Annotated in this window: 21 protein-coding genes, 1 tRNA gene and 1 pseudogene; 8 read left to right on the top strand and 15 right to left on the bottom strand. The window is 65.6% G+C overall.

Annotated elements, in window-relative coordinates; all coding sequences use genetic code 11:
* Positions 1-5: 5 nt before the first annotated feature.
* The 12 genes from BLR24_RS12960 to BLR24_RS12905 form a co-directional block, all read right to left on the bottom strand.
* Entirely contained in the window at positions 6-1,259 is a 1,254-nt protein-coding gene (locus BLR24_RS12960; protein ID WP_093017435.1) for an NADH-quinone oxidoreductase subunit D, read from the bottom strand.
* A gap of 1 nt (position 1,260) precedes the next feature.
* A complete protein-coding gene (locus BLR24_RS12955) occupies positions 1,261-1,872 on the bottom strand; it encodes an NADH-quinone oxidoreductase subunit C (RefSeq protein ID WP_093018211.1) in 612 nt (203 codons plus the stop codon).
* Between the two features lie 13 nt (positions 1,873-1,885).
* On the bottom strand, positions 1,886-2,365 hold the full coding sequence (locus BLR24_RS12950) for a NuoB/complex I 20 kDa subunit family protein (RefSeq protein ID WP_012748606.1): 480 nt from the start codon (positions 2,363-2,365) through the stop codon (positions 1,886-1,888).
* Positions 2,366-2,380: 15 nt separating this feature from the next.
* Entirely contained in the window at positions 2,381-2,740 is a 360-nt protein-coding gene (locus BLR24_RS12945) for an NADH-quinone oxidoreductase subunit A (protein ID WP_055805154.1), read from the bottom strand.
* Positions 2,741-2,808: 68 nt separating this feature from the next.
* Positions 2,809-2,893: transfer RNA gene (locus BLR24_RS12940), tRNA-Leu, on the bottom strand.
* A gap of 117 nt (positions 2,894-3,010) precedes the next feature.
* Complete coding sequence (secG, locus tag BLR24_RS12935; RefSeq protein ID WP_093017433.1) at positions 3,011-3,424, bottom strand: preprotein translocase subunit SecG; 414 nt, start codon at positions 3,422-3,424, stop codon at positions 3,011-3,013.
* 39 nt (positions 3,425-3,463) lie between these two features.
* Positions 3,464-4,252 carry a triose-phosphate isomerase gene (gene tpiA / locus BLR24_RS12930; protein WP_093017431.1) on the bottom strand — a complete coding sequence of 263 codons (789 nt, stop codon included), beginning with the start codon at positions 4,250-4,252 and terminating at the stop codon, positions 3,464-3,466.
* Positions 4,246-5,244: an NAD(P)H-quinone oxidoreductase gene (locus BLR24_RS12925; protein WP_093017429.1), complete on the bottom strand. Its 999-nt coding sequence runs from the start codon at positions 5,242-5,244 to the stop codon at positions 4,246-4,248. Before BLR24_RS12925 ends, tpiA begins: the two co-directional genes overlap by 7 nt.
* Before the next feature lie 93 nt (positions 5,245-5,337).
* Entirely contained in the window at positions 5,338-7,656 is a 2,319-nt protein-coding gene (pnp, locus tag BLR24_RS12920; protein WP_093017427.1) for a polyribonucleotide nucleotidyltransferase, read from the bottom strand.
* 216 nt (positions 7,657-7,872) lie between these two features.
* A complete protein-coding gene (rpsO, locus tag BLR24_RS12915) occupies positions 7,873-8,139 on the bottom strand; it encodes a 30S ribosomal protein S15 (protein WP_007837783.1) in 267 nt (88 codons plus the stop codon).
* 227 nt (positions 8,140-8,366) lie between these two features.
* Positions 8,367-9,527 (bottom strand): pyridoxal phosphate-dependent aminotransferase, encoded by a 1,161-nt coding sequence (locus BLR24_RS12910; RefSeq protein WP_093017425.1) that lies wholly within the window; start codon positions 9,525-9,527, stop codon positions 8,367-8,369.
* Positions 9,528-9,538: 11 nt separating this feature from the next.
* On the bottom strand, positions 9,539-10,837 hold the full coding sequence (locus BLR24_RS12905; RefSeq protein WP_093017423.1) for a branched-chain amino acid ABC transporter substrate-binding protein: 1,299 nt from the start codon (positions 10,835-10,837) through the stop codon (positions 9,539-9,541).
* 122 nt (positions 10,838-10,959) lie between these two features.
* On the opposite strand from BLR24_RS12905, the gene BLR24_RS12900 reads away from it, so the two are divergent.
* Together BLR24_RS12900 and BLR24_RS12895 are read left to right on the top strand one after the other, a co-directional pair.
* Positions 10,960-11,331: an Hsp20/alpha crystallin family protein gene (locus tag BLR24_RS12900; RefSeq protein WP_093017421.1), complete on the top strand. Its 372-nt coding sequence runs from the start codon at positions 10,960-10,962 to the stop codon at positions 11,329-11,331.
* Between the two features lie 189 nt (positions 11,332-11,520).
* Positions 11,521-12,282: an alpha/beta hydrolase-fold protein gene (locus tag BLR24_RS12895; protein ID WP_093017419.1), complete on the top strand. Its 762-nt coding sequence runs from the start codon at positions 11,521-11,523 to the stop codon at positions 12,280-12,282.
* Here BLR24_RS12895 and tsaD read toward each other — a convergent pair.
* On the bottom strand, positions 12,218-13,279 hold the full coding sequence (gene tsaD / locus BLR24_RS12890) for a tRNA (adenosine(37)-N6)-threonylcarbamoyltransferase complex transferase subunit TsaD (RefSeq protein WP_093018209.1): 1,062 nt from the start codon (positions 13,277-13,279) through the stop codon (positions 12,218-12,220). The genes BLR24_RS12895 and tsaD overlap by 65 nt on opposite strands.
* 76 nt (positions 13,280-13,355) lie before the next feature.
* Here tsaD and BLR24_RS12885 point away from each other — a divergent pair, with 76 nt between their 5' ends.
* From BLR24_RS12885 to BLR24_RS12870, 4 genes are all read left to right on the top strand, one after another.
* Positions 13,356-14,636: a nitrate regulatory protein gene (locus BLR24_RS12885; RefSeq protein ID WP_093017417.1), complete on the top strand. Its 1,281-nt coding sequence runs from the start codon at positions 13,356-13,358 to the stop codon at positions 14,634-14,636.
* Positions 14,637-14,979: 343 nt separating this feature from the next.
* Positions 14,980-16,224, top strand: coding sequence for a CmpA/NrtA family ABC transporter substrate-binding protein (locus BLR24_RS12880; RefSeq protein WP_093017415.1), 1,245 nt, complete (start codon positions 14,980-14,982; stop codon positions 16,222-16,224).
* Between the two features lie 22 nt (positions 16,225-16,246).
* Positions 16,247-17,185 carry a nitrate ABC transporter permease gene (ntrB, locus tag BLR24_RS12875; RefSeq protein ID WP_093017414.1) on the top strand — a complete coding sequence of 313 codons (939 nt, stop codon included), beginning with the start codon at positions 16,247-16,249 and terminating at the stop codon, positions 17,183-17,185.
* A complete protein-coding gene (locus BLR24_RS12870; RefSeq protein ID WP_093017412.1) occupies positions 17,182-17,991 on the top strand; it encodes an ABC transporter ATP-binding protein in 810 nt (269 codons plus the stop codon). The genes ntrB and BLR24_RS12870 overlap by 4 nt, the downstream gene beginning before the upstream one ends.
* A 25-nt stretch (positions 17,992-18,016) precedes the next feature.
* On the opposite strand, the gene BLR24_RS12865 is transcribed toward BLR24_RS12870, so the two are convergent.
* Positions 18,017-19,309: a type IV pili methyl-accepting chemotaxis transducer N-terminal domain-containing protein gene (locus BLR24_RS12865; RefSeq protein WP_093018207.1), complete on the bottom strand. Its 1,293-nt coding sequence runs from the start codon at positions 19,307-19,309 to the stop codon at positions 18,017-18,019.
* A 257-nt stretch (positions 19,310-19,566) separates the two neighbouring features.
* On the opposite strand from BLR24_RS12865, the gene BLR24_RS12860 reads away from it, so the two are divergent.
* On the top strand, positions 19,567-20,835 hold the full coding sequence (locus BLR24_RS12860) for an MFS transporter (RefSeq protein ID WP_093017410.1): 1,269 nt from the start codon (positions 19,567-19,569) through the stop codon (positions 20,833-20,835).
* A gap of 17 nt (positions 20,836-20,852) precedes the next feature.
* Here the strand turns inward: BLR24_RS12860 and BLR24_RS12855 are convergent, their stop codons facing one another.
* Complete coding sequence (locus tag BLR24_RS12855) at positions 20,853-22,553, bottom strand: bifunctional protein-serine/threonine kinase/phosphatase (protein ID WP_093018205.1); 1,701 nt, start codon at positions 22,551-22,553, stop codon at positions 20,853-20,855.
* A 75-nt stretch (positions 22,554-22,628) separates the two neighbouring features.
* Between BLR24_RS12855 and BLR24_RS31035 the strand changes: the two are divergent.
* A pseudogene (locus BLR24_RS31035) lies at positions 22,629-22,807 on the top strand (NAD(P)/FAD-dependent oxidoreductase); the annotation flags it as partial.

The following is a 22,807-nucleotide window of genomic DNA, read 5'->3' as shown; positions in this document are numbered from 1 at the left end:
CTTTCTCACCTGTCGATTTCGCCGAACACGATGTCCATCGTGCCGATCACCGCGACAGCGTCGGCGATCATGTGGCCGCGCGACATTTCGTCGAGGGCGGCAAGGTGCGGGAAGCCGGGGGCCCGGATCTTCAGGCGGTACGGCTTGTTGGCGCCGTCGCTCACCAGATAGATGCCGAACTCGCCCTTCGGGTGCTCGACGGCGGCATACGCCTCGCCTTCGGGCACGTGGAAGCCTTCGGTGAAGAGCTTGAAATGGTGGATCAGCTCCTCCATGTTCGCCTTCATCGATTCGCGCGCAGGTGCTGCGACCTTGTGGTTGCTGGTGATCACCGGGCCAGGGTTGACACGCAGCCAGGCCGAGCACTGCTGGATGATCTTGTTGGCCTGGCGCATTTCTTCCACGCGCACGAGGTAGCGGTCATAGCAGTCGCCGGTCTTGCCCACGGGCACGTCGAACAGCATCTGGTCGTAGACGTCGTAGGGCTGCTTCTTGCGCAGGTCCCATTCGATGCCCGAGCCGCGCAGCATGGGGCCGGTGAAGCCGAGGTTCAGTGCGCGCTCCGGCGTCACGACGCCGATGCCCACGGTGCGCTGCTTCCAGATGCGGTTGTCGGTGAGCAGCGTTTCGTACTCGTCGACCATCTTCGGGAATCGCTTGCAGAAGTCGTCGACGAAGTCAAGCAGCGAGCCCTGGCGGTTCTCGTTGAGCCGCTCGATGGCCTTCGCATTCTTGATCTTGCTGACCTTGTACTGCGGCATCGCATCAGGCAGGTCGCGGTAGACACCGCCCGGACGGAAGTACGCCGCATGCATGCGCGCGCCCGACACGGCTTCGTACATGTCGAACAGGTCTTCACGCTCGCGGAAGCAGTAGATGAGCATGTTCATCGCGCCGCAGTCGAGGCCGTGCGCGCCGAGCCACAAGAGGTGGTTCAGCAGGCGGGTGATCTCGGCGAACATCACGCGGATGTATTGCGCGCGGATGGGTACGTCCAGGCCCATCATCCGCTCGATGGCAAGGCAGTAGGCGTGCTCGTTGCTCATCATCGACACGTAGTCGAGACGGTCCATGTACGGCAGCGACTGGATGAAGGTGCGCGACTCGGCGAGCTTTTCGGTTGCGCGGTGCAAGAGGCCGATGTGCGGATCGGCGCGCTGGATCACTTCGCCGTCGAGCTCGAGCACCAGGCGCAGCACGCCGTGCGCCGCCGGATGCTGGGGACCGAAGTTGAGTGTGTAGTTCTTGATTTCGGCCATATCAGTGCAAACCGCCGCCGTAGTTGTCTTCGCGGATCACGCGCGGCGTGATTTCGCGGGGCTCGATCGATACCGGCTGGTAGACGACGCGCTTCTGCTCTTCGTCGTAGCGCATCTCGACGTGGCCGGACACCGGGAAGTCCTTGCGGAACGGATGGCCGATGAAGCCGTAGTCGGTAAGAATGCGGCGCAGGTCGTCGTGCCCCTCGAACACGATGCCGTAAAGATCGAAGGCCTCGCGCTCGAACCAGGTGGCGGCGTTCCAGACGGGCTGGAGCGAATCGACCACCGGCAGGTCTTCGTTGGGGGCGAACACCTTGAGGCGCACACGCTGGTTGAGGCTCACCGAAAGCAGGTGCGTGACGACGCAATAGCGCTCGCCCTGCCACTCGCCTTCGCGGTAGTCGGAGTAGTCCATGCCGCAGAGGTCGATCAGCTGCTCGAAGCGGCAGCCGGGCGCGTCGCGCAGCAGCGTGGCCACCTCGATGTAAGAGTCGGCCGCAACCACCACGGTCACCTCGCCCAACGCGAGCGTCACGCTCTTGGCGCGGGCGCCGAGCGCCTCGGCGATGGTGGCGCGCAGCACCTCCGGCGATATTGCAAAGTCAGTCATCGTCGGCAATCCCTCAGGCGCGGGCAATGGTGTTGGTGCGGCGAATCTTCTGCTGCAGCTGGATCACGCCGTAGAGCAAGGCTTCGGCAGTGGGCGGGCAACCTGGCACATAGACGTCGACAGGCACGATGCGGTCGCAGCCGCGCACCACCGAATAGCTGTAGTGGTAGTACCCGCCGCCATTGGCGCATGAGCCCATCGAGAGCACCCAGCGCGGCTCAGGCATCTGGTCGTAGACCTTGCGCAGCGCCGGCGCCATCTTGTTGCACAGCGTGCCGGCCACGATCATCAGATCGGACTGGCGGGGGCTGGGCCGAAACAGCATGCCGAAACGATCGATGTCGTAGCGGGCCGCGCCCGCGTGCATCATTTCGACCGCGCAGCAAGCCAAGCCGAAAGTCATCGGCCAAAGTGATCCGGTCTTCGCCCAGTTCACCACCGAGTCGTAGGTGGTGGTGACGAAGCCTTCCTTCATGACGCCTTCAATGGCCATTTTGTCGATTCCTTGTCATTCCCAGTCGAGCGCGCCTTTTTTCCACTCGTAGACGAAGCCCACGACGAGGATGGCGAGAAAGATCATCATGGCCCAGAAGCCGACGGCGCCGATTTCCTTGAGCGCGATGGCCCACGGAAAGAGAAAGGCAATCTCGAGATCGAACAGGATGAAGAGAATGGCGACGAGGTAATAGCGCACGTCGAATTTCATGCGCGCATCCTCGAAGGCCTCGAAGCCGCACTCGTAGGGAGCGTTCTTCGCTGCGTCGGGCCGATTGGGACCCAGGATGTAGCCGATGACTTGCGGTGCGACACCTACACCGACACCGACCAGAATGAACAAAAGGACGGGGAGATAGGAATCGAGGTTCATCGGGAGATTTTTCACCGCTTGCCACCGGCAGGAAAACGCTCTGAATGAGGTTTTCTGCCAGTGAGATTTGGTGCGGTCGGCGAGACTCGAACTCGCACAGCTTTCGCCACTACCCCCTCAAGATAGCGTGTCTACCAATTTCACCACGACCGCGGTTTTTTGTTCGGATGGCATGAGGTACCTGGAAAGGTGTTTGGCTTTCCGAACAGCTTTAGAGTTTACCCTGAAATGAAGCCGTTTCTCGTTGGCGACTTCATGAAAACAACTTGATTATTTGTTCGGGATCTGGCCCGGGCCCGAAACAGGTGCAGCAGGTGCCGAAGCTGGTGCCTTGGCAGGCGCCGCACCGGATGTGCCCGAAGGAATTTGCCCCGCTGCGGCTGACGCGGGGGTTGCAGGCGTGCCGACGGCCGCGCGCTCCAGCAGGCTGCCGCCGCCCGTGGGCCGTGCATGGCTGAAGTAGGCCAGGAGCAGCGTGCACGCGAAGAAGACCGCCGCCAGGACGGCCGTGGTGCGCGAAAGGAAATTCGCGCTGCCGCTGGCGCCGAACAGGCTGCCGGCGCTGCCGCTGCCGAAGGCCGCGCCCATGTCGGCGCCCTTGCCGTGCTGGATCAGGATCAGCCCGATCATTGCAAGGGCCGACAGCATCTGCACGCCGACCAGTAGATTGAGGACCACATTCATTCGTTCTTACTCCTAATTGATGACAGCCGCGGCTCGCGTTCAGCGAGCGGCGGCAGAAATGATCTGCAAAAAGTCGGGGGCCTTGAGCGACGCGCCACCAATGAGACCACCGTCGATGTCAGGCTGCGCCAGCAGCTCTGCGGCGTTGGCCGCGTTCATGCTGCCGCCATAGAGAATGCAGATGCCGGCCGCGTGCTCGCTGGCGGCGTGGTGCAGTTGCGCACGCAGCACGGCATGCACCGCCTGCGCCTGTTCAGGCGTGGCCGTCTTGCCCGTGCCAATGGCCCAGACCGGCTCGTAAGCCACGACGATTTCGCTGATGCAATGGCCGTTGACGTGGATCACCGCGGCCAGCTGGCGCTTGACGACTTCCTCGGTATGGCCTGCTTCGCGCTCGGCCAGCGTTTCGCCCACGCAAACGATCGGCGTGATGCCGTTCGCCAGCGCAGCCGCCGTCTTGGCCGCTACCGCTTCGTCGGTTTCGCCGTGGTACTGGCGGCGCTCCGAATGGCCGACGATCGCATAGCGCACGTCGAATTCCTTCAGCATGGCCGCCGATTGCTCGCCCGTGAACGCACCTTGCGGGTGCGCCGAGATGTCCTGTGCGCCAAGCGCCACGACCGCGGAGCCCGCCAGCAGCGATTGCAGCTGGGCGAAATACGGGGCCGGCGCGCAAAGCGCGATATCGCAGCTGGCCGGCGCCGCGGCCAGACCCTGCTGCAGGGCCTTCACCAGCGCCTCGTTGGCAGCAAGGCTGCCGTTCATCTTCCAGTTGCCCGCGATCAGCTTCTTTTTGGTCGTTGTCATCGTGTTGTTGCCCGTCACCATGTCAGCACGATCTTGCCGATGTGCTGGTTGGATTCCATCAGCGCATGCGCCTGCGCGGCACCGCTGGGTTCGCCGCCCGCCACAAACGTGCTGTGGATCACGGGCTTGATCGCGCCGCTTTCGAGCAGTGGCCAGACCTTCTCGCGCAGCGCCTTGGCAATGGCGCCCTTGAAGGCCACTGGCCGGGGCCGCAGGGTCGAGCCGGTGATCACCAGCCGCTTGCGCAGCACCAGGCCCGCGTTGAAGTCGCTCTTGACGCCGCCCTGCACCGCGATGATCACGAGCCGGCCGTCTTCGGCCATGCACTCGATCTCGCGGGCCACGTAGTCGCCGGCGACCATGTCGAGGATCACGTCCACGCCCTTGCCACCGGTGAGCTTCTTTGCTTCTTCGGCGAAGTCGCTCGTGCGGTAGTTGATGGCGTGGTCGGCGCCCAGCGCCTTGCAGGCTTCGCACTTGCCGTCGCTGCCGGCCGTGACGATCACCGTCGCACCCAGCGCCTTGGCGATCTGGATGGCCGTCACGCCGATGCCGCTGGATCCGCCCTGGATCAGCAGGGTCTCGCCCTTTTGCAGGCGGCCCCGCTCGAACACATTGCTCCAGACGGTGAAGAAAGTCTCGGGCAGCGACGCTGCCTCGGAATCGCTCCACCCCTTGGGCACCGGCAGGCATTGCGCCACGGGCGCCACGCACAGTTCGGCATAGCCGCCGCCCGCAACCAGCGCGCAGACGCGGTCGCCGATCTTGAAACCCGCCTCGGCCAAGGCCGCGGCGTCGCCCGACACGATCTCGCCGGCCACTTCGAGGCCCGGCAGGTCGGAGGCGCCCGGCGGCACCGGATAGTGCCCCTTGCGCTGCAGCACGTCCGGACGGTTCACACCGCTGGCCGCCACGCGAATCAGCAACTCGCCCGTACCGGCCACCGGATCGGGACGCTCCACGGCGCGCAGCACCTCAGGGGCGCCGTACGAAGTGATTTCAATGGCTTTCATGGTCTTTGGCCTGCAACGAACGCCCGCGGAACGGGCGTGGTTAGCTGTTCAAAAAGATGGCAGCGGCAAAGCTGCCGTTGCGCCCTTCTCTACTTACTCTTGCGGTTCGCGCGGTGCGTACTGCGGCTCGCCAACGGGCGCCTGCGGCTGCTCGTTGCGCGGCTGCTGTTGCTGCTCGTTGTTGAAACGCGGCGCACGTTCGCCACGATCGCCACCGCGATCACCGCCACGGTCGCCACGGTCCGAACGCTCGCGGCGCTCGCCGCCGCGGTCACCACGGTCTTCACGCGGTGCGCGCTCCTGGTACTCCATACCGGCCGGACGCTCGCTCAGGGCCTTCATGGACAGCTTGACGCGGCCCTTTTCGTCCGTCTCGAGAACCTTGACCTTGACGATCTGGCCTTCGCTCAGATAGTCGGTCACCTTCTCGACGCGTTCGTGCGCGATCTGGCTGATGTGCAGCAGGCCGTCCTTGCCAGGCAGCAGGTTGATGAGCGCGCCGAAGTCCAGGATCTTGGTGACCGGGCCTTCGTAGACCTTGCCGATTTCGACTTCGGCGGTGATCTGCTCGATGCGGCGCTTGGCGAACTCGGCCTTTTCCGGATCGGTCGAGGCGATGGTGATGGTGCCGTCTTCGTCGATGTTGATCGTCGTGCCGGTTTCTTCCTGCAGGCCGCGGATGACCGCGCCGCCCTTGCCGATCACGTCGCGAATCTTCTCGGGGTTGATCTTCAGCGTGGTCAGGCGCGGTGCGAATTGCGACACCTCGGTCTTGGCTTCGCCCATGGCTTCCTGCATCTTGCCCAGGATGTGCATGCGCGCTTCCTTGGCCTGCGCCAATGCGACCTGCATGATTTCCTTGGTGATGCCCTGGATCTTGATGTCCATCTGCAGCGCGGTGATGCCGTTGGTCGTGCCGGCCACCTTGAAGTCCATGTCGCCCAGGTGATCTTCGTCACCCAGGATGTCGGTCAGCACCGCAAAGCGGTTGTCTTCCTTGATGAGGCCCATGGCGATGCCGGCCACGTGGGCCTTCATCGGCACGCCAGCGTCCATCATCGACAGGCAGCCGCCGCAGACCGAAGCCATCGACGAGGAGCCGTTCGATTCGGTGATTTCCGACACCACACGAATGGTGTACGGGAATTCTTCCTTGGTCGGCAGCACGGCGACGAGCGCGCGCTTGGCCAGGCGGCCGTGGCCGATTTCGCGGCGCTTGGTCGAGCCCATGCGGCCCACTTCGCCGGTGGCAAAGGGAGGCATGTTGTAGTGGAACAGGAAGCGGTCTTCGTATTCGCCGGCCAGCGCGTCGATGCGCTGTGCGTCGCGTTCGGTGCCGAGCGTGGTGATGACCAGGCCCTGCGTCTCGCCGCGCGTGAACAGCGCCGAGCCGTGGGTGCGGGGCAGCACGGAGTTACGAATCTCGATGGGGCGCACGGTGCGCGTGTCGCGGCCGTCGATGCGGGGTTCGCCCGAAAGGATCTGGCTGCGGACGATCTTCGATTCGATCGAGAACAGCAGGTCGTTGACCTTGCCGGCGTCGAAGGGTTCGCCGCTTTCCTTCAGCGTGTTCATCACGCTGGCATTGGCTTCGCGCAGGGCCTGCGTGCGGGCTTGCTTGCTGCGGATCTGGTAGACGGCGCGCAGCTTTTCTTCGGCCAGGCTCTTGACCTTGGCAACGAAGGCTTCGTCTTCGGCCGGCGCTTGCCAGTCCCACACCGGCTTGCCGGCGTCGCGCACGAGTTCATGAATCGCATTGATCGCGATGTTGGCTTGTTCGTGGCCGAACACCACGCCGCCCAGCATGATTTCTTCGCTGAGTTGCTGTGCTTCGGATTCCACCATCAGCACGGCGGCTTCGGTACCGGCAACGACGAGGTCCATCTGCGAATCCTTGCGGGCGGTCTGGCCCGGATTCAGCACGTACTGGCCGTTGACGTAGCCCACGCGCGCAGCGCCGATCGGGCCGCTGAACGGAATGCCGGAGATCGACAGAGCGGCGCTCACGCCGATCATGGCGGCGATGTCGGCGTCGACTTCGGGGTTGAGCGACAGCGTGTGGATGACCACGTGCACTTCGTTCAGGAAACCTTCGGGGAACAGCGGGCGGATCGGACGGTCGATCAGGCGGCTGGTCAGGGTTTCATGTTCGCTGGGCTTGGCTTCGCGCTTGAAGAAGCTGCCGGGGATCTTGCCCGCGGCGTAGGTCTTCTCGATGTAGTCGACGGTCAGCGGAAAGAAGTCCTGACCCGGCTTGGCGGTCTTGGAGGCGACCACGGTCGCGAGGATCACGGTGCCGTCGATGTCGACCACCACGGCGCCGCTGGCTTGGCGCGCGATTTCGCCCGTTTCCATGACGACAGTCTTGTCGCCCCATTGGAAGGACTTGGTGACTTTGTTGAAGAGGCTCATGTTTTGCTCCTGTTTTGATAGCGAAACACCTGTATTCGGCACAGGTTCCGCAGGGACGGAGGCTTCTCAGAACACGATGCCATTCCAGCGAAGCTCGGCGGGAACTTCATTGGAATGACACAGCTTCGCTCTGTTTTGGCACTCCGAAAGTGGATCGCGAAGTAAAAAACGCCTGAGCTAGCGGACTAACCCAGGCGTTTTTTCATGCGATTCGGTTTACTTGCGCAGACCCAGCTTGGCGATCAGCGCGGTGTAGCGGTCGGCGTCCTTGGACTTGAGGTAGTCCAGGAGCTTGCGGCGGCGGCTCACCATGCGCAGCAGGCCGCGACGGCCATGGTGATCCTTGGCGTGCGTCTTGAAGTGGGGGGTGAGCTCGTTGATACGGGCGGTCAGCAGTGCAACTTGCACTTCTGGGCTGCCGGTGTCGTTGGCGGCGCGGGCGTTGTCTTTGACGACTTCGGCCTTGATGGAGGCTGCGATCATGTTGAATTTCCTTGTTCCGGGATGTTTGACTTGCGGTGAGCGCTGGAACTGCCCTCACCGTGCGCCTTGCGGCATGCAAAGCCATGGGATTATAACCCTCCCCCGTTCTCGCTCACTTCGTGTAGCTCGTTCCCCCTCAAGGGGGCAACACTGGCGGCCCGGCAAAGCCGGTTCCGCGGTGTTCCCGAACGGCCCGGGCTTCGCCGGGCGCGATTTTGGCGTGGCGCCTATTCCTGGGCGGCGAGCCAGGTTTTCAGGCGCTCGACACCCTGAACCAGGCGCTGGGGGTCCTTGGAGGCGAAGCACCACCGCAGCCAGCCTTGGGCTTCCGGGGCGAAGGCATTGCCGGGGGCGAGGCCGAGGCCGGCTTCGACGACCAGGCGCTTGGCGAGGTCGAGGGAGTCGCCGAAGCCTTCGAGGCGGAAGAAGGCGTACATGCCGCCCTTGGCGGGAGCCACCTGCACGCCGGGGAGTGCGGCCAGCAGCGGGACCAGGGTGTCGCGGCACTGTTTCAGATGGGCCACCACGCGGGGCGTGATCTCGGCGGTGTGTTCGATGGCGGCGACGGCGGCGCGCTGGGTGAAGACGCTGGCGCAGGAGGTGTTGAACTCGATCAGCTTGCCTATGCCCTCGACCAACACGGGCGGCAGCACGAGCCAGCCCAGGCGCCAGCCGGTCATGAGGAAGCTCTTCGAGAAGCTGTGCGTCACCACCAGCCGGTCGTCGGGCTTCGATATGTCGAGGAAGCTGGGTGCGCAGCCGTTGGGCGTCGATTCGAAGTAAAGGCGCTCGTACACCTCGTCGGCCAGGATCCAGGTGCCGGTTTCGCGGCAGTGGTCGAGCACGGCCTGCTGCTCTTCGCGCGTCATGGTCCAGCCGGTGGGGTTGTTGGGCGCATTGACGATCAGGAGCTTGGTCTTCGGCGTGACCGCCTGGCGCAAAGCGGCCAGGTCGAGCGTCCACTGGCCGTCAGCAGGCACCAGCGACACCGTGCGCACATGGGCACCCAGGATGGCGGGTTGCGCCGTGAGGTTGGGCCACACCGGCGTGACCGCGACCACCTCGTCGCCCGCATCGACCAGCGCCTGGACCGCGAGCATCAGCGCGCTGACGCCGCCGGAGGTCACGGCAATGCGCGACGCATCGACCGCGGGATGCAGCTTGCTGGTGTAGCCGGCAATCGCCTCGCGCAGTTCGGGCAGCCCGAGGTTGTGCGCATAGAAGGTTTCGCCGCGCTGCAGCGAATCGATGGCCGCCTGGCGGATCACCTCGGGCGTGACCTCGTCGCTTTCGCCGAACCAGAACGCGAGCACGTCGTCGCGGCCGAGCCCGGCATTGGCAACCTCGCGGATCTTGGAGGCTTCGAGGTTGTGAATGGCTTCGCGCATGTCGTCGTTTCCTAGATTCTTTTCATTTTGCAGCTGGTCGGCAGTTCGGCGCGTTCGGGGGCAATGGTCTTGATCACGCGAAAACCGTAGCCCGAACCTTCGACGTCGAACTGAACGCCGGGCTTGCCCTGCTTGTCCATCACGCCGACCACGAGTTGCTGCTGAAACTGGTGGTCGGCCGCGCGCATGCGGCCGCGCTGTCCATAAAGGCTCACGTCGGCCTGCTCGAGCGCACGCGCCACGGCCACGGCTTCAACACTGCCCGCGCGTTCGATCGACTGCGCCAGCGATTCCACGAGCAGCTGCATGCGCATGTGCACGTAGTCGTCGGCCGGCCTGGGAAAGCGCGCGCGGAAGGCGCGATAGAACGACTCGGACTGAGCAGTCTGAACGTTGGGCAGCCAGTCGGCCACCGCGATCACGCGGCCGATGCCGGCATCGCCGATGGCCGCGGGCGCGCCCAGCGCATTGCCATAGAAGGTATAGAAGGTGCCGTTGAATCCGGCCTCGCGCGCAGCCTTCACCAGCAGCGTGAGGTCGTTGCCCCAGTTGCCGGTGAACACCGCCTGCGCGCCGCTCGCAAGGATCTTGCTGGCGTAGGGCGCGAAGTCCTTCACCCGGCCCATCGGGTGCAGCTCGTCGCCGACGATTTCCACGTCGGGCCGCTGCACGCCCAGCTGGCGCTTCGATTCGCGCAGCACCGCCTGGCCGAAGCTGTAGTCCTGCCCGATGAGATACGCACGCTTGAGGGCCGCATCGTCCTTCACCACTTCCATCAGCGCGGCCACGCGCATGTCGGCATGGGCGTCGAAGCGAAAGTGCCAGAAGCTGCAGCGCTCGTTGGTGAGCACCGGATCGACGGCCGCGTAGTTGAGAAAAATCACGCGCCGCGAGGGATCGCGCTCGTTGTTCTTCTCGATGGCATCGACCAGCGCCGCGGCGGTGGCCGAGGAGTTGCCCTGCAGCACGATGCGCGCGCCGTCGTCCATGGCCGCGCGCAATGCCGACAGCGCCTCTTCGTTCTGCCCCTTGCTGTCGTAGCGGTCGAGCTGCAGCGGCCGCGCACCGCCGGGCACACCCGGCAGCTTGACGCCGCCGCGCGCATTCACGCGCTCCACGGCCCACAGCAGGTTGCGGAACACCGCCTCGCCCGTGTTGGCGAACGGGCCGCTCATGCTCTCGATCAATGCAAGGCGAATGGGCGCTGGCGGTGCCGTGGGCGTCTGGGCTAGCGCCGCAAAGGGCGTTGCGCATAGCGCCAGCGCTGCAAATTTCAAGGCCTTGCGACGCCAAATAAAGGGGGGGTTCATTGTCTTGAAACGGGTGCGGCCATGCCTAGATGAGGTGTCAAGCGGCACTCAGGATTGAATGGCCGCGCAGTGTAAGGGACACACATTCCTTGTCCTCATTGTGTTCATTCAGGAGTTCTCACATGTTTTTCGCACCTACCCTTCGCACAGCTCGCTTCGCTCCCCGTTCGTACGACCGCGCCTTCGAGCGCTTCGTCAACGAAGCCTTCACCGGAGCAAGCCGCTCGCCCCTCGTCGAACAGGACGACAAGAGCTGGACCCTTTCCCTCGATGTGCCGGGCCTCTCGCGCGAAGACCTCGCCATCGGCATCGAAGGTGCCGTGGTCCGCATCGACAGCAAGGCCGAGGCCAAGCGCCAGTTCAAGGCTGCCTACGAGCTGCCGCTGGACATCGACGTGGCTGCCAGCGAAGCCAAGCTCGAGAATGGCGTGCTCACGCTGAAACTCGGCAAAAAAGTGCCGGCCAGCCAGATTTCAGCGTTGCAGATCAACTGAGGTTGAAAAGCCCGCGAGAGGAAAGTGTCGTTAACTTTTGTTTTTGACTTTGTTCGCACTCCCTATTCACAATAGGGCAGCGGATAACGTCACATGATGTGACGTTTTCACATTTTTCTTCTTCGTGGGCGTCTCGCAAGCGCACCGAATCCCCGCGGTGCGGATTCGGGTGCCCCCTCAAGGCACGCCATGATCACGCACCTCAAGTCAGCCAAAGACAATGAACGGTCGGAGACGCTCCTGGTCTTCCTGCCGGGTGCCTACCTGAAACCCGACGAATTCGAGCGCGAAGGCTTCATCAGCGCGGTCCGCGAGCGCCACCTGGCGGCCGATTCGCTGCTAGTGGACGCTGACGTTTCCTACTACTACGACCAGACGCTCAGCGAGCGCCTGCATGCGGATGTCATCGAGCCGCAGCGGGCCAACGGCTACAAGTCGATCTGGCTCGTGGGCATTTCCATTGGCGGCTTCGGCGCGCTGATCCATGAACTGTCCAGGCCGGGCTCGGTCGACGGCATCGTCGCACTGGCCCCCTACCTGGGGCGGCGCGTTCTCGGCGCCGAGATCCTCAAAGCCGGCGGCCTGCGTGCGTGGCAGGCACCCAGCGGCCCCCTGCCCGACGAGGAAGTCGACCGCAAGCTGTGGCCGTGGTTCAAGCAATACCTGGAACCTCAGCAGGCCCGGAAGCTGCCGGAGCTCTATCTCGGCTTTGGCCTGGACGACCGCTTTGCCAGCAACCACAGGCTGCTGGCCGATGCCTTGCCCGAAGGCCGTGTCTTCACGACCGAAGGGGGCCACGACTGGCCGCAGTGGCGCCAGCTGTGGCGCAACATGCTCGATGTGCTGCCGGTGCCGTCGCTCGGCCGCACGCCGCGCCCCGCTGCTGCTAGGCGGGCACCCGCGAGGGTGCCTCGGGCGTCATCAGCGAAGCCATGGGCCATCGCGGCTTGACGTCGAAGGCATAGCGTTCGCTGGCCTCGACCAGCCCCGATTGCAGCCGCATGGCGGCCGCCATGGCAATCATCGCGCCGTTGTCGGTGCACAGATGCAGTTCCGGGTAGTGCACGCGCACGCCGCGCTTGGCACAGGCGGCGTTCAGTTGCTCGCGCAGGCTTCGGTTCGCCCCCACCCCGCCAGCCACGACGAGCCGCTTGAGGCCGGTCTGCTCGAGCGCCGCCATCGACTTCTTCAGCAGCACCTCGACGATCGCCGCCTGCGTCGACGCGGCAAGGTCCGCCTTGTTCACCTCGAGCGCGGTGCCGAGCTTCTTGGCCTGCGTCAGCACGGCGGTCTTCAGCCCGGCGAAGGAAAAATCCAGGTCGCCGCTGTGCAAGAGCGGCCGGGGCAGCTTGAAGGCGGTGGCATTGCCCTCTTCCGCCAGCTTGGCCAGCCAGGGGCCGCCCGGATACGGCAGGCCCATGAGCTTGGCGCTCTTGTCGAAGGCCTCGCCGGCTGCGTCGTCGATGGTTTCGCCCAGGAGTTGGTAGCGCCCGACGCCATCGACCCGCATCAGCTGCGTATGCCCACCCGACACCAGCAGCGCCACGAACGGAAATTCCGGCGGATCCGCGCTCAGGAAGGGCGACAGCAGGTGACCTTCGAGGTGATGCACGCCGAGCACCGGCTTGCCAAGCGCCGCGCCCAGCGCGCAGGCCACGCCCGCACCCACCAGCAAGGCCCCCGCTAGGCCTGGCCCCCGCGTATAGGCGACCACGTCGATTTCGGCCAGCGAGCGCCCCGCCTCGGCCAGCACGGTTTCGGTCAACGGCAGCACGCGGCGGATGTGGTCGCGGCTGGCCAGTTCGGGCACCACGCCGCCATAGGCCTGGTGCATGGCGATCTGGCTGTGCAGCGCGTGCGCGCGCAGCAGCGGCAGCGCGTTGCCGTGCGATTCGACCAGCGCCACGCCGGTTTCGTCGCAGGAGGATTCGATTCCCAGGAGAAGCATGCTGCGAGTGTAGGCGGGGTGCCAATCCCGCACGGCACGGATGTTGCAGCACATCTGTCGCCCTCCCTTCCCCACCATGAAATCCGGACTGAGTTTTCTGATCGCCGCCAGAAAGTGCGAAATCGACGAGCTGGACCAGCTCGCGCGCACCAGCGACCTGGTCGGCCTGATCGCGCGGCTCGTTCATGCGCTGCAGCGGGAGCGCGGCATGTCGAACGTCTTTCTCGCCTCGCGAGGCGTCCGTTTCGCCGACCAGCGCGATCCTCAGATCGCCGAATGCCTGGCGCTTGAACAAGCGGTGCGCGCCGGATTCGACCAGCTCGAGACCGAGGCGCGTCCAGGCGCCACCGCCGGCAACAGCGCCCGCCTCTTCAGCCGCATTGCCTGGGTGCTCCCCGGGTTCGACGGCCTGCCCGCGCTGCGCCGCCGCGTCGGCGCACTCGAGCTGACGCCTGCGCAGGCCACCGCGGCATTCGCCAAGCTCGTCGCCGGTTTGCTGGCCGTGGTGTTCGAAGCGGCCGACGGCGCCACCGACCCCGAGATCTCGCGCCTCCTGGTCGCGATGTTCAATTTCATGCAGGGCAAGGAATTCGCAGGCCAGGAGCGCGCTTTCGGCGCTGCTTCGCTGGCCGTGGGCCGCCGCGACGAGTCGCAGCGCCAGCAATGGCTGCATCTCATCGAACTGCAGGAGCGCTGCTTCCAGGTCTTCATCGATTTCTCCAGCAGCGGCGTGCTGGCGCTCTGGCATTGCAGCCAGTCCGATGCGGCCACGGCCGAGATCGAGCGCATGCGCCGGATGAGCGTGACGTCGGCCCAGGCAGCTTCGGCCGCTGTGCCCGACCCCCGGTTGAGCCAGGCGTGGTTCGACAGCTGCACGCGCCGCATCGACACCATGAAGACCGTCGAGGACCGCCTGGCCACCGACCTGCGCGAGCTCTGCGCCCGCAAGACCACCGAGGCGCGCAGCGAACTTCAGAGGTACGAGGAGGTGCTTGGCACTCTGGCGCCCCAAACCGAGGGCGCGGCCTTCTTCGACGACGCCGACACCCAGGCCACCGAGCCCGCCCAATATGGCCGGCACCTGGAGCGCTCCGTGCTCGACATGGTCCAGGAGCAATCGCGCCGCCTGCAGGCCATGAGCGACGAGCTCGAAACCGTGCGGGCCTCGCTCAACGAGCGCAAGCTGGTCGAGCGTGCCAAGGGCCTCTTGATGGCGCACCGCCGGATGACCGAGGGCGAAGCCCACAAGATGCTCCTGCAAACGGCCATGAACCAGAAGCGCCGGCTCGTCGACGTGGCCGAGTCGATGCTCGCCATGGCCGACTACCTGCCCCTGGCCGAGGCGCCCCAGCGCTGAAGAAGCGGGCACGGGCGCACGAATTGGTGCGACGCACAACAATCGTGCGCGCAACCGGCTTTTGGCCCCAGCGAACCGGGAAACACGCCGCAAGCCACTCTCCTGCTGCCTATTTGATAGCGGATGAGGGGTTCGAAAAGCTGGCACACAGTTTGCTGAAGTAGTACATGGACCTCAGGGTCCCAGGCAGGCAAACATCCAACGGCGGGTGTTTGCCGACCGACATCGGACAAAGGCGTCCCCATCCCGCAAGGGCTCGTTTTCGAGCGGCCCTTGCGCGGTGCGGACGCCTTTTTTGTTTTTTGCTTTTCCTTTTTGTTGTCCTTCAACCGGAGCCCGTCACATGACCGACCTGCTGAAAACCCGCCTCAGCCGCCGCCGCGTACTGCAAGCCGCCGCCATTGGCGCCGTGGGAATCGATCCCGCCCTGCGCGCAGCTGTCTGGGCCCAGGGCTCGGACAAGCCGGAGAAGGAGGAAGTGAAGATCGGCTTCATCCCTCTGACCGACTGCGCCAGCGTCGTGATGGCTTCGGTGCTCGGCATCGACAAGAAGTACGGCGTGAAGATCGTCCCCAGCAAGGAAGCCAGCTGGGCCGGCGTGCGCGACAAGCTCTCCAACGGCGATCTGGACATGGCGCACGTGCTCTACGGCCTGGTCTACGGCATGCACCTGGGCTTGAGCGGTCCCAAGAAGGACATGGCCGTGCTCATGACCCTCAACAACAACGGCCAGGCCATCACGCTGTCGAAAAAGCTCGCCGACAAGGGCGCAGTGGACGCGGCCTCGCTCGCCAAGCTTATCGCCACCGAAAAGCGCGAATACACCTTTGCCCAGACCTTTCCCACCGGCACGCATGCCATGTGGCTCTACTACTGGCTCGCCTCGGCCGGCATCGACCCGTTCAAGGACGTCAAGAACATCACCGTGCCGCCTCCGCAGATGGTGGCCAACATGCGCGTCGGCAACATGGACGGCTACTGCGTGGGCGAGCCCTGGGGTCAGCGCGCGATCATGGACGGCATCGGCGTGACAGCCATCACCACCCAGGACATCTGGAAGGACCATCCGGAGAAAGTGCTCGGCACCACGGGCGACTTCGTCAAGAAGTATCCCAACACCGCGCGCGCCGTCACCGCAGCCATCATCGAGGCCGGCAAGTGGATCGACACGGGCCTGCAGAACAAGAACAAGATGGCCGAGACCATTGCCGACAAGAGCTACGTCAACACCAGCGTGGACGCCATCAACCAGCGCATCCTGGGCCGCTACATCAACGGCATGGGCAAGAGCTGGGACGACCCCAACCACATGAAGTTCTACAACGGCGGCGCGGTGAGCTTCCCCTACCTTTCGGACGGCATGTGGTTCCTCACGCAGCACAAGCGCTGGGGCTTGCTGAAGGAGCATCCGGACTACCTGAAGGTGGCCACCGAGATCAACCGCATCGACATCTACAAGCAGGCCGCCGCCGCCACGCAGACGCCGGTTCCCAAGGACGTGATGCGCACCAGCAAGCTGTTCGACGGCTCCGTGTGGGACGGCAAGGACCCGAAGAAATATGCCGACTCTTTCAAGATCCACGTCTGAGACGCCTGAGGAGAAACACACCATGGTCAGCGCCGTATTTCATTCGCCGATGGACGCATCTCTCCCTCTCCCTCTCCCGCGCGCGGGAGAGGGCCGGGGTGAGGGTGTGCCCCGCGCCGAGGCAGCCCCCCTCCCGATCCTCAAAAAGGAACGCGTGCAAAAACCACGTACATCCATCGACCTGCGCGCCTTCTGGATGCGCGTGCTGCCGCCGCTCGCGGGCTTCGGTCTTCTGGTGCTGATCTGGGAGCTGGTCGCCATGAAAAGCACCACCGGCTTTCCGTCGCCGCTGGTCACCTGGCAGCAGGCGCTCACCGTGTTCAGCGATCCGTTCTACAGCAAGGGTCCCAACGACCAGGGCGTCGGCTGGAACGTGCTCTCGTCGCTGCAGCGCGTGGCGCTGGGCTTCGGGCTGGCCGCGGCCGTTGGCATTCCGGCGGGCTTTGCGATCGGGCGCTTCGAGTTTCTTTCGCGCATGTTCAATCCGCTCATCAGCCTGCTGCGTCCGGTGTCGCCGCTCGCATGGCTGCCCATCGGACTCTTGGTGTTCAAGGGCGCCAACCCGGCGGCCATCTGGACCATCTTCATCTGCTCGATCTGGCCGATGGTGATCAACACCGCCGTGGGCGTGCAGCGCGTGCCGAGCGACTACATGAACGTGGCCAAGGTGCTGAACCTGTCCGAGTGGAAGATCTTCACCAAGATCCTCTTCCCCGCCGTGCTGCCCTACATGCTGACCGGCGTGCGCCTGGCCGTGGGCACCGCGTGGCTGGTGATCGTCGCTGCCGAAATGCTCACCGGCGGCGTCGGCATCGGCTTCTGGGTGTGGGACGAGTGGAACAACCTCAACGTCGCCAACATCATCATCGCGATCTTCGTCATCGGCATCGTCGGCCTGGTGCTGGAGTTCGCGCTCATCAAGCTCGCTACGGCATTCACGTTCGAAGAGGTGAAGTCATGAATGATGATTCCAAGTACATCGAAATTCACGGCGTCGAGCAGCGCTTCAAGACCGCCAAGGGCAGCTTCCTTGCGCTGCGGGGTGTCAACCTGAACGTGGCCAAGGGCGAGTTCGTCACGCTCATCGGCCATTCGGGCTGCGGCAAGTCGACGCTGCTGAACCTCATCGCCGGCCTGACCACGCCGACAGAGGGCGTGCTGCTGTGCGCGAACCGGGAAATCAAGGGTCCGGGCCCGGAGCGCGCGGTGGTCTTTCAGAACCACTCGCTGCTGCCCTGGCTCACCTGCTTCGAGAACGTCTACCTCGCGGTCGAACGCGTGTTTGCTGCCACCGAGAACAAGACGCAGCTGCGTGCGCGCACCGATGCGGCGCTCGCCTTGGTCGGTCTCACGCCGGCGGCGCAAAAGCGCCCTGGCGAAATATCGGGCGGCATGAAGCAGCGCGTGGGCATTGCGCGCGCGCTGTCGATGGAACCCAAGGTGCTGCTGATGGACGAGCCCTTCGGCGCCCTCGATGCGCTCACGCGCGCCAAGCTGCAGGACGAGCTGCTCGCCATCGTGCAAAAGACGCAGAGCACCGTCGTCATGGTCACGCACGACGTCGATGAGGCGGTGCTCCTGAGCGACCGCATCGTGATGCTCACCAATGGCCCGGCCGCCACCATCGGTGAAGTGCTGGCGGTGGACATTGCCCGTCCGCGCAACCGCGTCGAACTGGCCGAAGACCCGGTCTACGTGCACGCCCGCAAGGCCGTGATCGACTTTCTCTACACGCGCCAGGCGCACGTGGAGAAGGTCGCAGCCTGAACCAGCGAGCGCGGCACAAGCGGCGTCAGGACATGATGACCTGCAAGCTGTGCTCGTACCAGGCCGTGAGACGCTCGAAGGTGTCCACCAGCGCTTCGCTGGACCGCACCAGCGTCGCGCGGCCCTCGGCGCTGTCGAGCGCCTGCACGCCGCCCACCAGGCGCAGCCATTCGTCGCGTGCGGCCACCAGCGCGGCGCGGATCTCGGGTGAGCTGAGGGGCGCGCGCTCCAGCTCGCCCAGCGCCGCCTCGAACTCGTTCATGGTCGGCAGCAGTCGGCTGCGCGAAGCCTCTGCCGCAATGGTCGATGCGAGCAATGCGTCTTTCGCCAGGCGCTGCGCGCGCATGCGCTGGCGGCCGCAGATGTTCACGATGCGCAGCGCACGCCGCGCGCCGGAAGCTTCCAGCGCATCCGTCATGGCCTCTGCGGCCGACAGCAAGGCCTCGCCGCGCGCATCGATCTCGGCCAGCCCCTCGGGCGCCGGCCGCACGGCCAGCAAGGCGGCCAATCCGTCCCAGGCCGTGCGCACCTCGCCGAGCGCCTGTACGCCAGGCGCGCCCAGATCGAGGGTGGCCAGATGATCCAGGTTCTGCTGCACCCGCTCGGTCGATTGCGTGCGCAGGACCCGCGCGCGCTGCACGTCGATGCCGGCGAGCAGCTGCGCCGCCACGCGCACCAGTCGCTGCGAAAGCATGCGCAGCTGTCCGGCGCGGTTGATGGCATCGGCCCATTGCGCGGCCTCGATCACCGAGCGCGACACCTCGCCCAGCCTCAAGTTGGCATGCATGGCGGCACCGCGCAGAAGGCCGAAGGCTTCGTCCTCGCCGATGCCCCGCGTGGACATCAAAAGGCCCTTGGCGCGATCGACCCACTTGCGCTCGTCCATGCGAGTGCGCAGGCCCTCGAGCTCGGTGCGCAAGGCGGCGTCGCGCTGCCAGCGGGCCTGCGCCCTGGCCGTCAGCCCGGCCAGCGAAGCGCCGTCGAGCGCATCGAGCGGCATCCACGCATGCACGCCGAGCGCAACCAGCGCTTCGTGCTGCGCGCCGTCGAGCGGCGCACTCACCAGGCTCAGTGTGCACGGCGGGGCGCCGTTCCATTCTTTCAACGCATCGAGCAGCGGCTGCAGCTGATGCGCCGGTGCCGGCAGCCAGGCCAGCACCTGTTGCGGTGCAATCGCACCCACCTGCTGCACCAGCGTGTGGCAGGTGGCCCGCTCGCTGACGATAGCGCCGGCACTCGCCAGCGCTTGCTGCAGGGGCTCCGGCAACGGCGCGGGTACGGCGAATTCATTGGGCAGAACGACGAGAAGGGACATCATGGCAAAGCGGTTGAAGGCAGGGCAAGCATAGGTCACGCCGGCTCGTTTTCGCAGGCACGCCTCTTGCATCGATTGGGCTGCGGTGTAACGAAGCACCGCTTTGGTGAGGCTGCAGGCTCCTGCATCCGTCCCGGCATTCCCCATGCCGGAAAGCACCCCCACGCCGACAGCGTCCGCCGCCGGCACTCCGCCCCAACCCCGTCCGTCGACACGGCTCCTGAAGAGCTGCGCCGCGGCATTTCGCACGATTGAACGCCATGTCCAGTTTCAGGACCTTCTTGCAATCAGGCCACGGCCCGACGCTGTTCTCGGCCTTTCTGTATTTCTCGTTCTCCTGCTGCATCTGGGTGCTGAACGGCGCCATGGCACCCTTCATCGGCGAGACCTTCGACCTCTCGCCCGCACAGAAGGGCCTGATGCTGTCAGTGCCCATCATCGCGGGCGCGCTGATGCGCTTTCCGCTCGGCATCCTGTCGCAATACATCGGCCGCAAGAACGCCACGCTGGTCGAGATGGCTCTGATCGCGGTGGCCATGCTGTTCGGCTTCTTCTTCGTGAAGAGCTTCAACGACCTGCTGGCCATGGGCGTGCTGCTGGGCATCGCGGGTGCGAGCTTCGGCGTGGCGCTGTCGCTGGGCTCGGGCTGGTTCCCGCCGCAGCACAAGGGCCTGGCCATGGGCCTGGTGGGCGCCGGCAACGTGGGCACCGCGGTGTCGGTGCTGGTGGCGCCGCCGCTCGCGCAGTGGCTCGGCTGGCAAGCGGTGTACGGCGTGGCCGCGGCCGCCATCCTGGTGCCGATGGTCGTGATGATCGTGTTTGCCAAGGAGCCGCCCGACGTCGACAGCCACGCGAGTTTCCGCGAGCACATCGCCTGCCTGTTCGAAAAAGACGGCTGGGTGTTCAGCCTCATCTACGGCGTGACCTTCGGCGGCTTCATCGGCCTCATTACCTTCCTGCCCTCCTACTACTACGACCAGTTCGGCGTGAGCAAGGTGCAGGCCGGACAGCTCACGATGCTGGCTGCCTTCATGGGCGCCGCGGTGCGCGTCGTGGGCGGCTGGATCTCCGACCGCTGGGGCGGCGTCAACACCCTGACGGTGGTGCTGCTGGTGGTGGCTGTCGGCCTGGTGCTGGTGGGCATCTCGTCGTCCTCCCTGGCACTCACCACGCTGCTCCTGATCCTGTGCTTTGCCGCGCTGGGCGCGGGCAACGGCGCGCTGTTCCAGCTGGTGCCGCTGCGCTGGCCCACGAGCACCGCGGTGGCCGGCTCGATGATCGGCGAGATCGGCGCGCTGGGCGGCGGCCTGGTGCCCAACGCCATGGGCCTGTCGAAGCAGTACCTGGGCAGCTATGTCTGGGGCTTCGTGTTCTTCGGTGCGCTCTCGCTCGTGATGTTGGGCGTGATGCGCGTCATGCAGATCCGCTGGACCCGCACCTGGGCCGAAAAAGGCGGCCGTGCGCGCACCTCGCCCCAGCCGACGGAAACGAAGAAGTACGTCCCACCACGGAAAGCGGCACGCCCATGACCTTCTTCCGCTCGCCGTCAGCGTGGCAGGAAGAGAAGCCACACCACGAGCAGTGCGTTGAACAGCAGCGACATGGCCAGTGCGATCTTGTAGAGCGCGGCCGGATCGCGGCGGATCAACGGCGTGGCGGCGGGCGCGTTGACGGGGCGGGAAGCGCCCCGCTCCAGGGCGAGCAGCATTTCCTCGGCGGTTTCGAAGCGCTCCCTCGGATCGCGCGCAACGGCCTTGCGCACCAGGTGGTCGAGCCACACGGGCACGTCGGGCCGCAGGCGCGAGAGCGCGACGGGATCGCGCCGGTAGCGCGCCACCTGGTAGGGCTCGATCTCGCCGTAAGGAAGGTGTCCGCCGAGCCACTGGTACAGCGTGGCGCCGAGCGCGAACAGGTCGCTGCCGGGGTCGGCATGGGCGCCCTCCCATTGCTCGGGATTGATGTAGCTGGGCGTGCCGGCATGCAGCTCCCGCTGGGCGGAGCCTTCGCGTCCGGACAGCGCCACGCCAAGATCGAGGATGCGCCAGCGTCCATCGTCGCCCAGGTGCAGGTTGCCGGGCTTGATGTCTCGATGCACCACGCCATGGCGGTGCAGCCGGCCCAGCGCCTTGGTCACCTCGATGGCCGCCGTGACCACTTGGGCCACCGTGCCGCGGGCGCCGGACTTGCGCATCTGCTCCAGCGTGCGCCCGCCGTGCCAGTCGAACACGATGTAGAGCGCGCTGGCGTTTTCGGCCCGCTCGTGCACGCGCACGAATCCGCCGCTCCCCACGCGCTGGCCGAGCCAGGCTTCGTGTGCGAGCATGGCGCGCTCCTGCGGATCGCTGGCGCGCGAAGGGTGCAGCGTCTTGAGCGCCACCAGCTCGCGCGTGGCCGCATTGCGCGCCTGGTACAGCAGGTGCACGCCGGTGTCGGCCACCAGCCCGGTGACGACGTAGCCGTCGAGCGCATCGCCCACTTTCAGGAACGGCGGCGGCGCCAGGCGGCGGCCGTCGCCGAGTTCGTCGTCCAGTTGCCGCGCGTCCAGGCCCACGACGCGAATGACCAGTGCGGTCGCGTTGTCGTGCGTGCCCGCATTGAGCGCCGCTTGCACCAGCGCCTCGCTCGCTTCCTCGGCACCGCCCTGCAAGGCCAGCTCGGCCAGGCGCTGCGGCTTGAGCACGCCGTGCACGCCGTCGGACGTGAGCACGAAGCAGTCTCCCACGCGCACGTCGCCCTGCACGTAGTCGACGCGCACCTGGTCGTCCAGGCCGATGGCGCGCGTCAGCCGGCTGCGCATGTCGGGATGTTCGAAGGCATGGTCCTGCGTCAGCAGCATGGCCGGCTCGCCGTCGGTGCGCACACGCCATGCGCGCGTGTCGCCCACGTGCGCCAGCGTGTAGCTCTGGCCATGCAGCACCAGCGCCGTCAAGGTAGTGAGCGCCGTGCCCCCGCCCTGGCGGCGCCGGTTGTGATCGGCGAGCCAGGCGTTCTGCGCGGCGACCAGGCGGTCGAGCGCGGCAGTCGGCTCCCAGGTGTCGGGCGTGGCGAAGTAGTCGGCCAGAAGCCCCATCACCGTGGTCTGCGACGCCTCCAGCCCGCGGCCGCCGGTGGACACGCCATCGGCAATGGCCGCGATGAGTCCGCGCGACTCCTCGCCGGGCGGCGCGTTCACGGCGCCGGCAAAGTCTTCGTTCACTTCGCGCGGTCCGCGCTGGCTGCTGTAGCCGATGTCCACTTCAAAGCTCATGGCGCCATTCTCCACGTGCTTTCCACGCGCGCCGCGCGCTTCTCCATTGCTTGATTCCTTGAAAGGCCCCACCCCATGAAGAAACTCAAACTCGTGATGGTCGGCAACGGCATGGCCGGCGTGCGCACCCTGGAGGAGCTCCTGAAGCTCGCCCCGGAGCTGTACGACATCACCGTCTTCGGTGCCGAGCCGCACCCCAACTACAACCGCATCCTCTTGTCGCCCGTGCTGGCCGGCGAGCAGACCGTGGACGA

The sequence above is a fragment of the Variovorax sp. OV700 genome, assembly GCF_900099805.1.
Lineage (GTDB): Bacteria > Pseudomonadota > Gammaproteobacteria > Burkholderiales > Burkholderiaceae_C > Variovorax.
Note: the sequence above shows the minus strand (reverse complement) of the source record. Positions and strands in the feature narration are given on the sequence as shown.

What these genes read in the sequence shown, in the direction of transcription:
- BLR24_RS12910 (WP_093017425.1), bottom strand. Translation starts at nt 9,527, where the DNA reads ATGCGCGAAGCCATTCACAACCTCGAAGCCTCCAAGATCCGCGAGGTT.
- BLR24_RS12895 (WP_093017419.1), top strand. Translation starts at nt 11,521, where the DNA reads ATGATCACGCACCTCAAGTCAGCCAAAGACAATGAACGGTCGGAGACG.
- BLR24_RS12900 (WP_093017421.1), top strand. Translation starts at nt 10,960, where the DNA reads ATGTTTTTCGCACCTACCCTTCGCACAGCTCGCTTCGCTCCCCGTTCG.
- ntrB (WP_093017414.1), top strand. Translation starts at nt 16,247, where the DNA reads ATGGTCAGCGCCGTATTTCATTCGCCGATGGACGCATCTCTCCCTCTC.
- BLR24_RS12950 (WP_012748606.1), bottom strand. Translation starts at nt 2,365, where the DNA reads ATGGCCATTGAAGGCGTCATGAAGGAAGGCTTCGTCACCACCACCTAC.
- BLR24_RS12880 (WP_093017415.1), top strand. Translation starts at nt 14,980, where the DNA reads ATGACCGACCTGCTGAAAACCCGCCTCAGCCGCCGCCGCGTACTGCAA.
- pnp (WP_093017427.1), bottom strand. Translation starts at nt 7,656, where the DNA reads ATGAGCCTCTTCAACAAAGTCACCAAGTCCTTCCAATGGGGCGACAAG.
- BLR24_RS12955 (WP_093018211.1), bottom strand. Translation starts at nt 1,872, where the DNA reads ATGACTGACTTTGCAATATCGCCGGAGGTGCTGCGCGCCACCATCGCC.
- secG (WP_093017433.1), bottom strand. Translation starts at nt 3,424, where the DNA reads ATGAATGTGGTCCTCAATCTACTGGTCGGCGTGCAGATGCTGTCGGCC.
- BLR24_RS12885 (WP_093017417.1), top strand. Translation starts at nt 13,356, where the DNA reads ATGAAATCCGGACTGAGTTTTCTGATCGCCGCCAGAAAGTGCGAAATC.
- tpiA (WP_093017431.1), bottom strand. Translation starts at nt 4,252, where the DNA reads ATGGTGACGGGCAACAACACGATGACAACGACCAAAAAGAAGCTGATC.
- BLR24_RS12905 (WP_093017423.1), bottom strand. Translation starts at nt 10,837, where the DNA reads ATGAACCCCCCCTTTATTTGGCGTCGCAAGGCCTTGAAATTTGCAGCG.
- tsaD (WP_093018209.1), bottom strand. Translation starts at nt 13,279, where the DNA reads ATGCTTCTCCTGGGAATCGAATCCTCCTGCGACGAAACCGGCGTGGCG.
- BLR24_RS12860 (WP_093017410.1), top strand. Translation starts at nt 19,567, where the DNA reads ATGTCCAGTTTCAGGACCTTCTTGCAATCAGGCCACGGCCCGACGCTG.
- BLR24_RS12865 (WP_093018207.1), bottom strand. Translation starts at nt 19,309, where the DNA reads ATGATGTCCCTTCTCGTCGTTCTGCCCAATGAATTCGCCGTACCCGCG.
- BLR24_RS12945 (WP_055805154.1), bottom strand. Translation starts at nt 2,740, where the DNA reads ATGAACCTCGATTCCTATCTCCCCGTCCTTTTGTTCATTCTGGTCGGT.
- rpsO (WP_007837783.1), bottom strand. Translation starts at nt 8,139, where the DNA reads ATGATCGCAGCCTCCATCAAGGCCGAAGTCGTCAAAGACAACGCCCGC.
- BLR24_RS12960 (WP_093017435.1), bottom strand. Translation starts at nt 1,259, where the DNA reads ATGGCCGAAATCAAGAACTACACACTCAACTTCGGTCCCCAGCATCCG.
- BLR24_RS12870 (WP_093017412.1), top strand. Translation starts at nt 17,182, where the DNA reads ATGAATGATGATTCCAAGTACATCGAAATTCACGGCGTCGAGCAGCGC.
- BLR24_RS12855 (WP_093018205.1), bottom strand. Translation starts at nt 22,553, where the DNA reads ATGAGCTTTGAAGTGGACATCGGCTACAGCAGCCAGCGCGGACCGCGC.
- BLR24_RS12925 (WP_093017429.1), bottom strand. Translation starts at nt 5,244, where the DNA reads ATGAAAGCCATTGAAATCACTTCGTACGGCGCCCCTGAGGTGCTGCGC.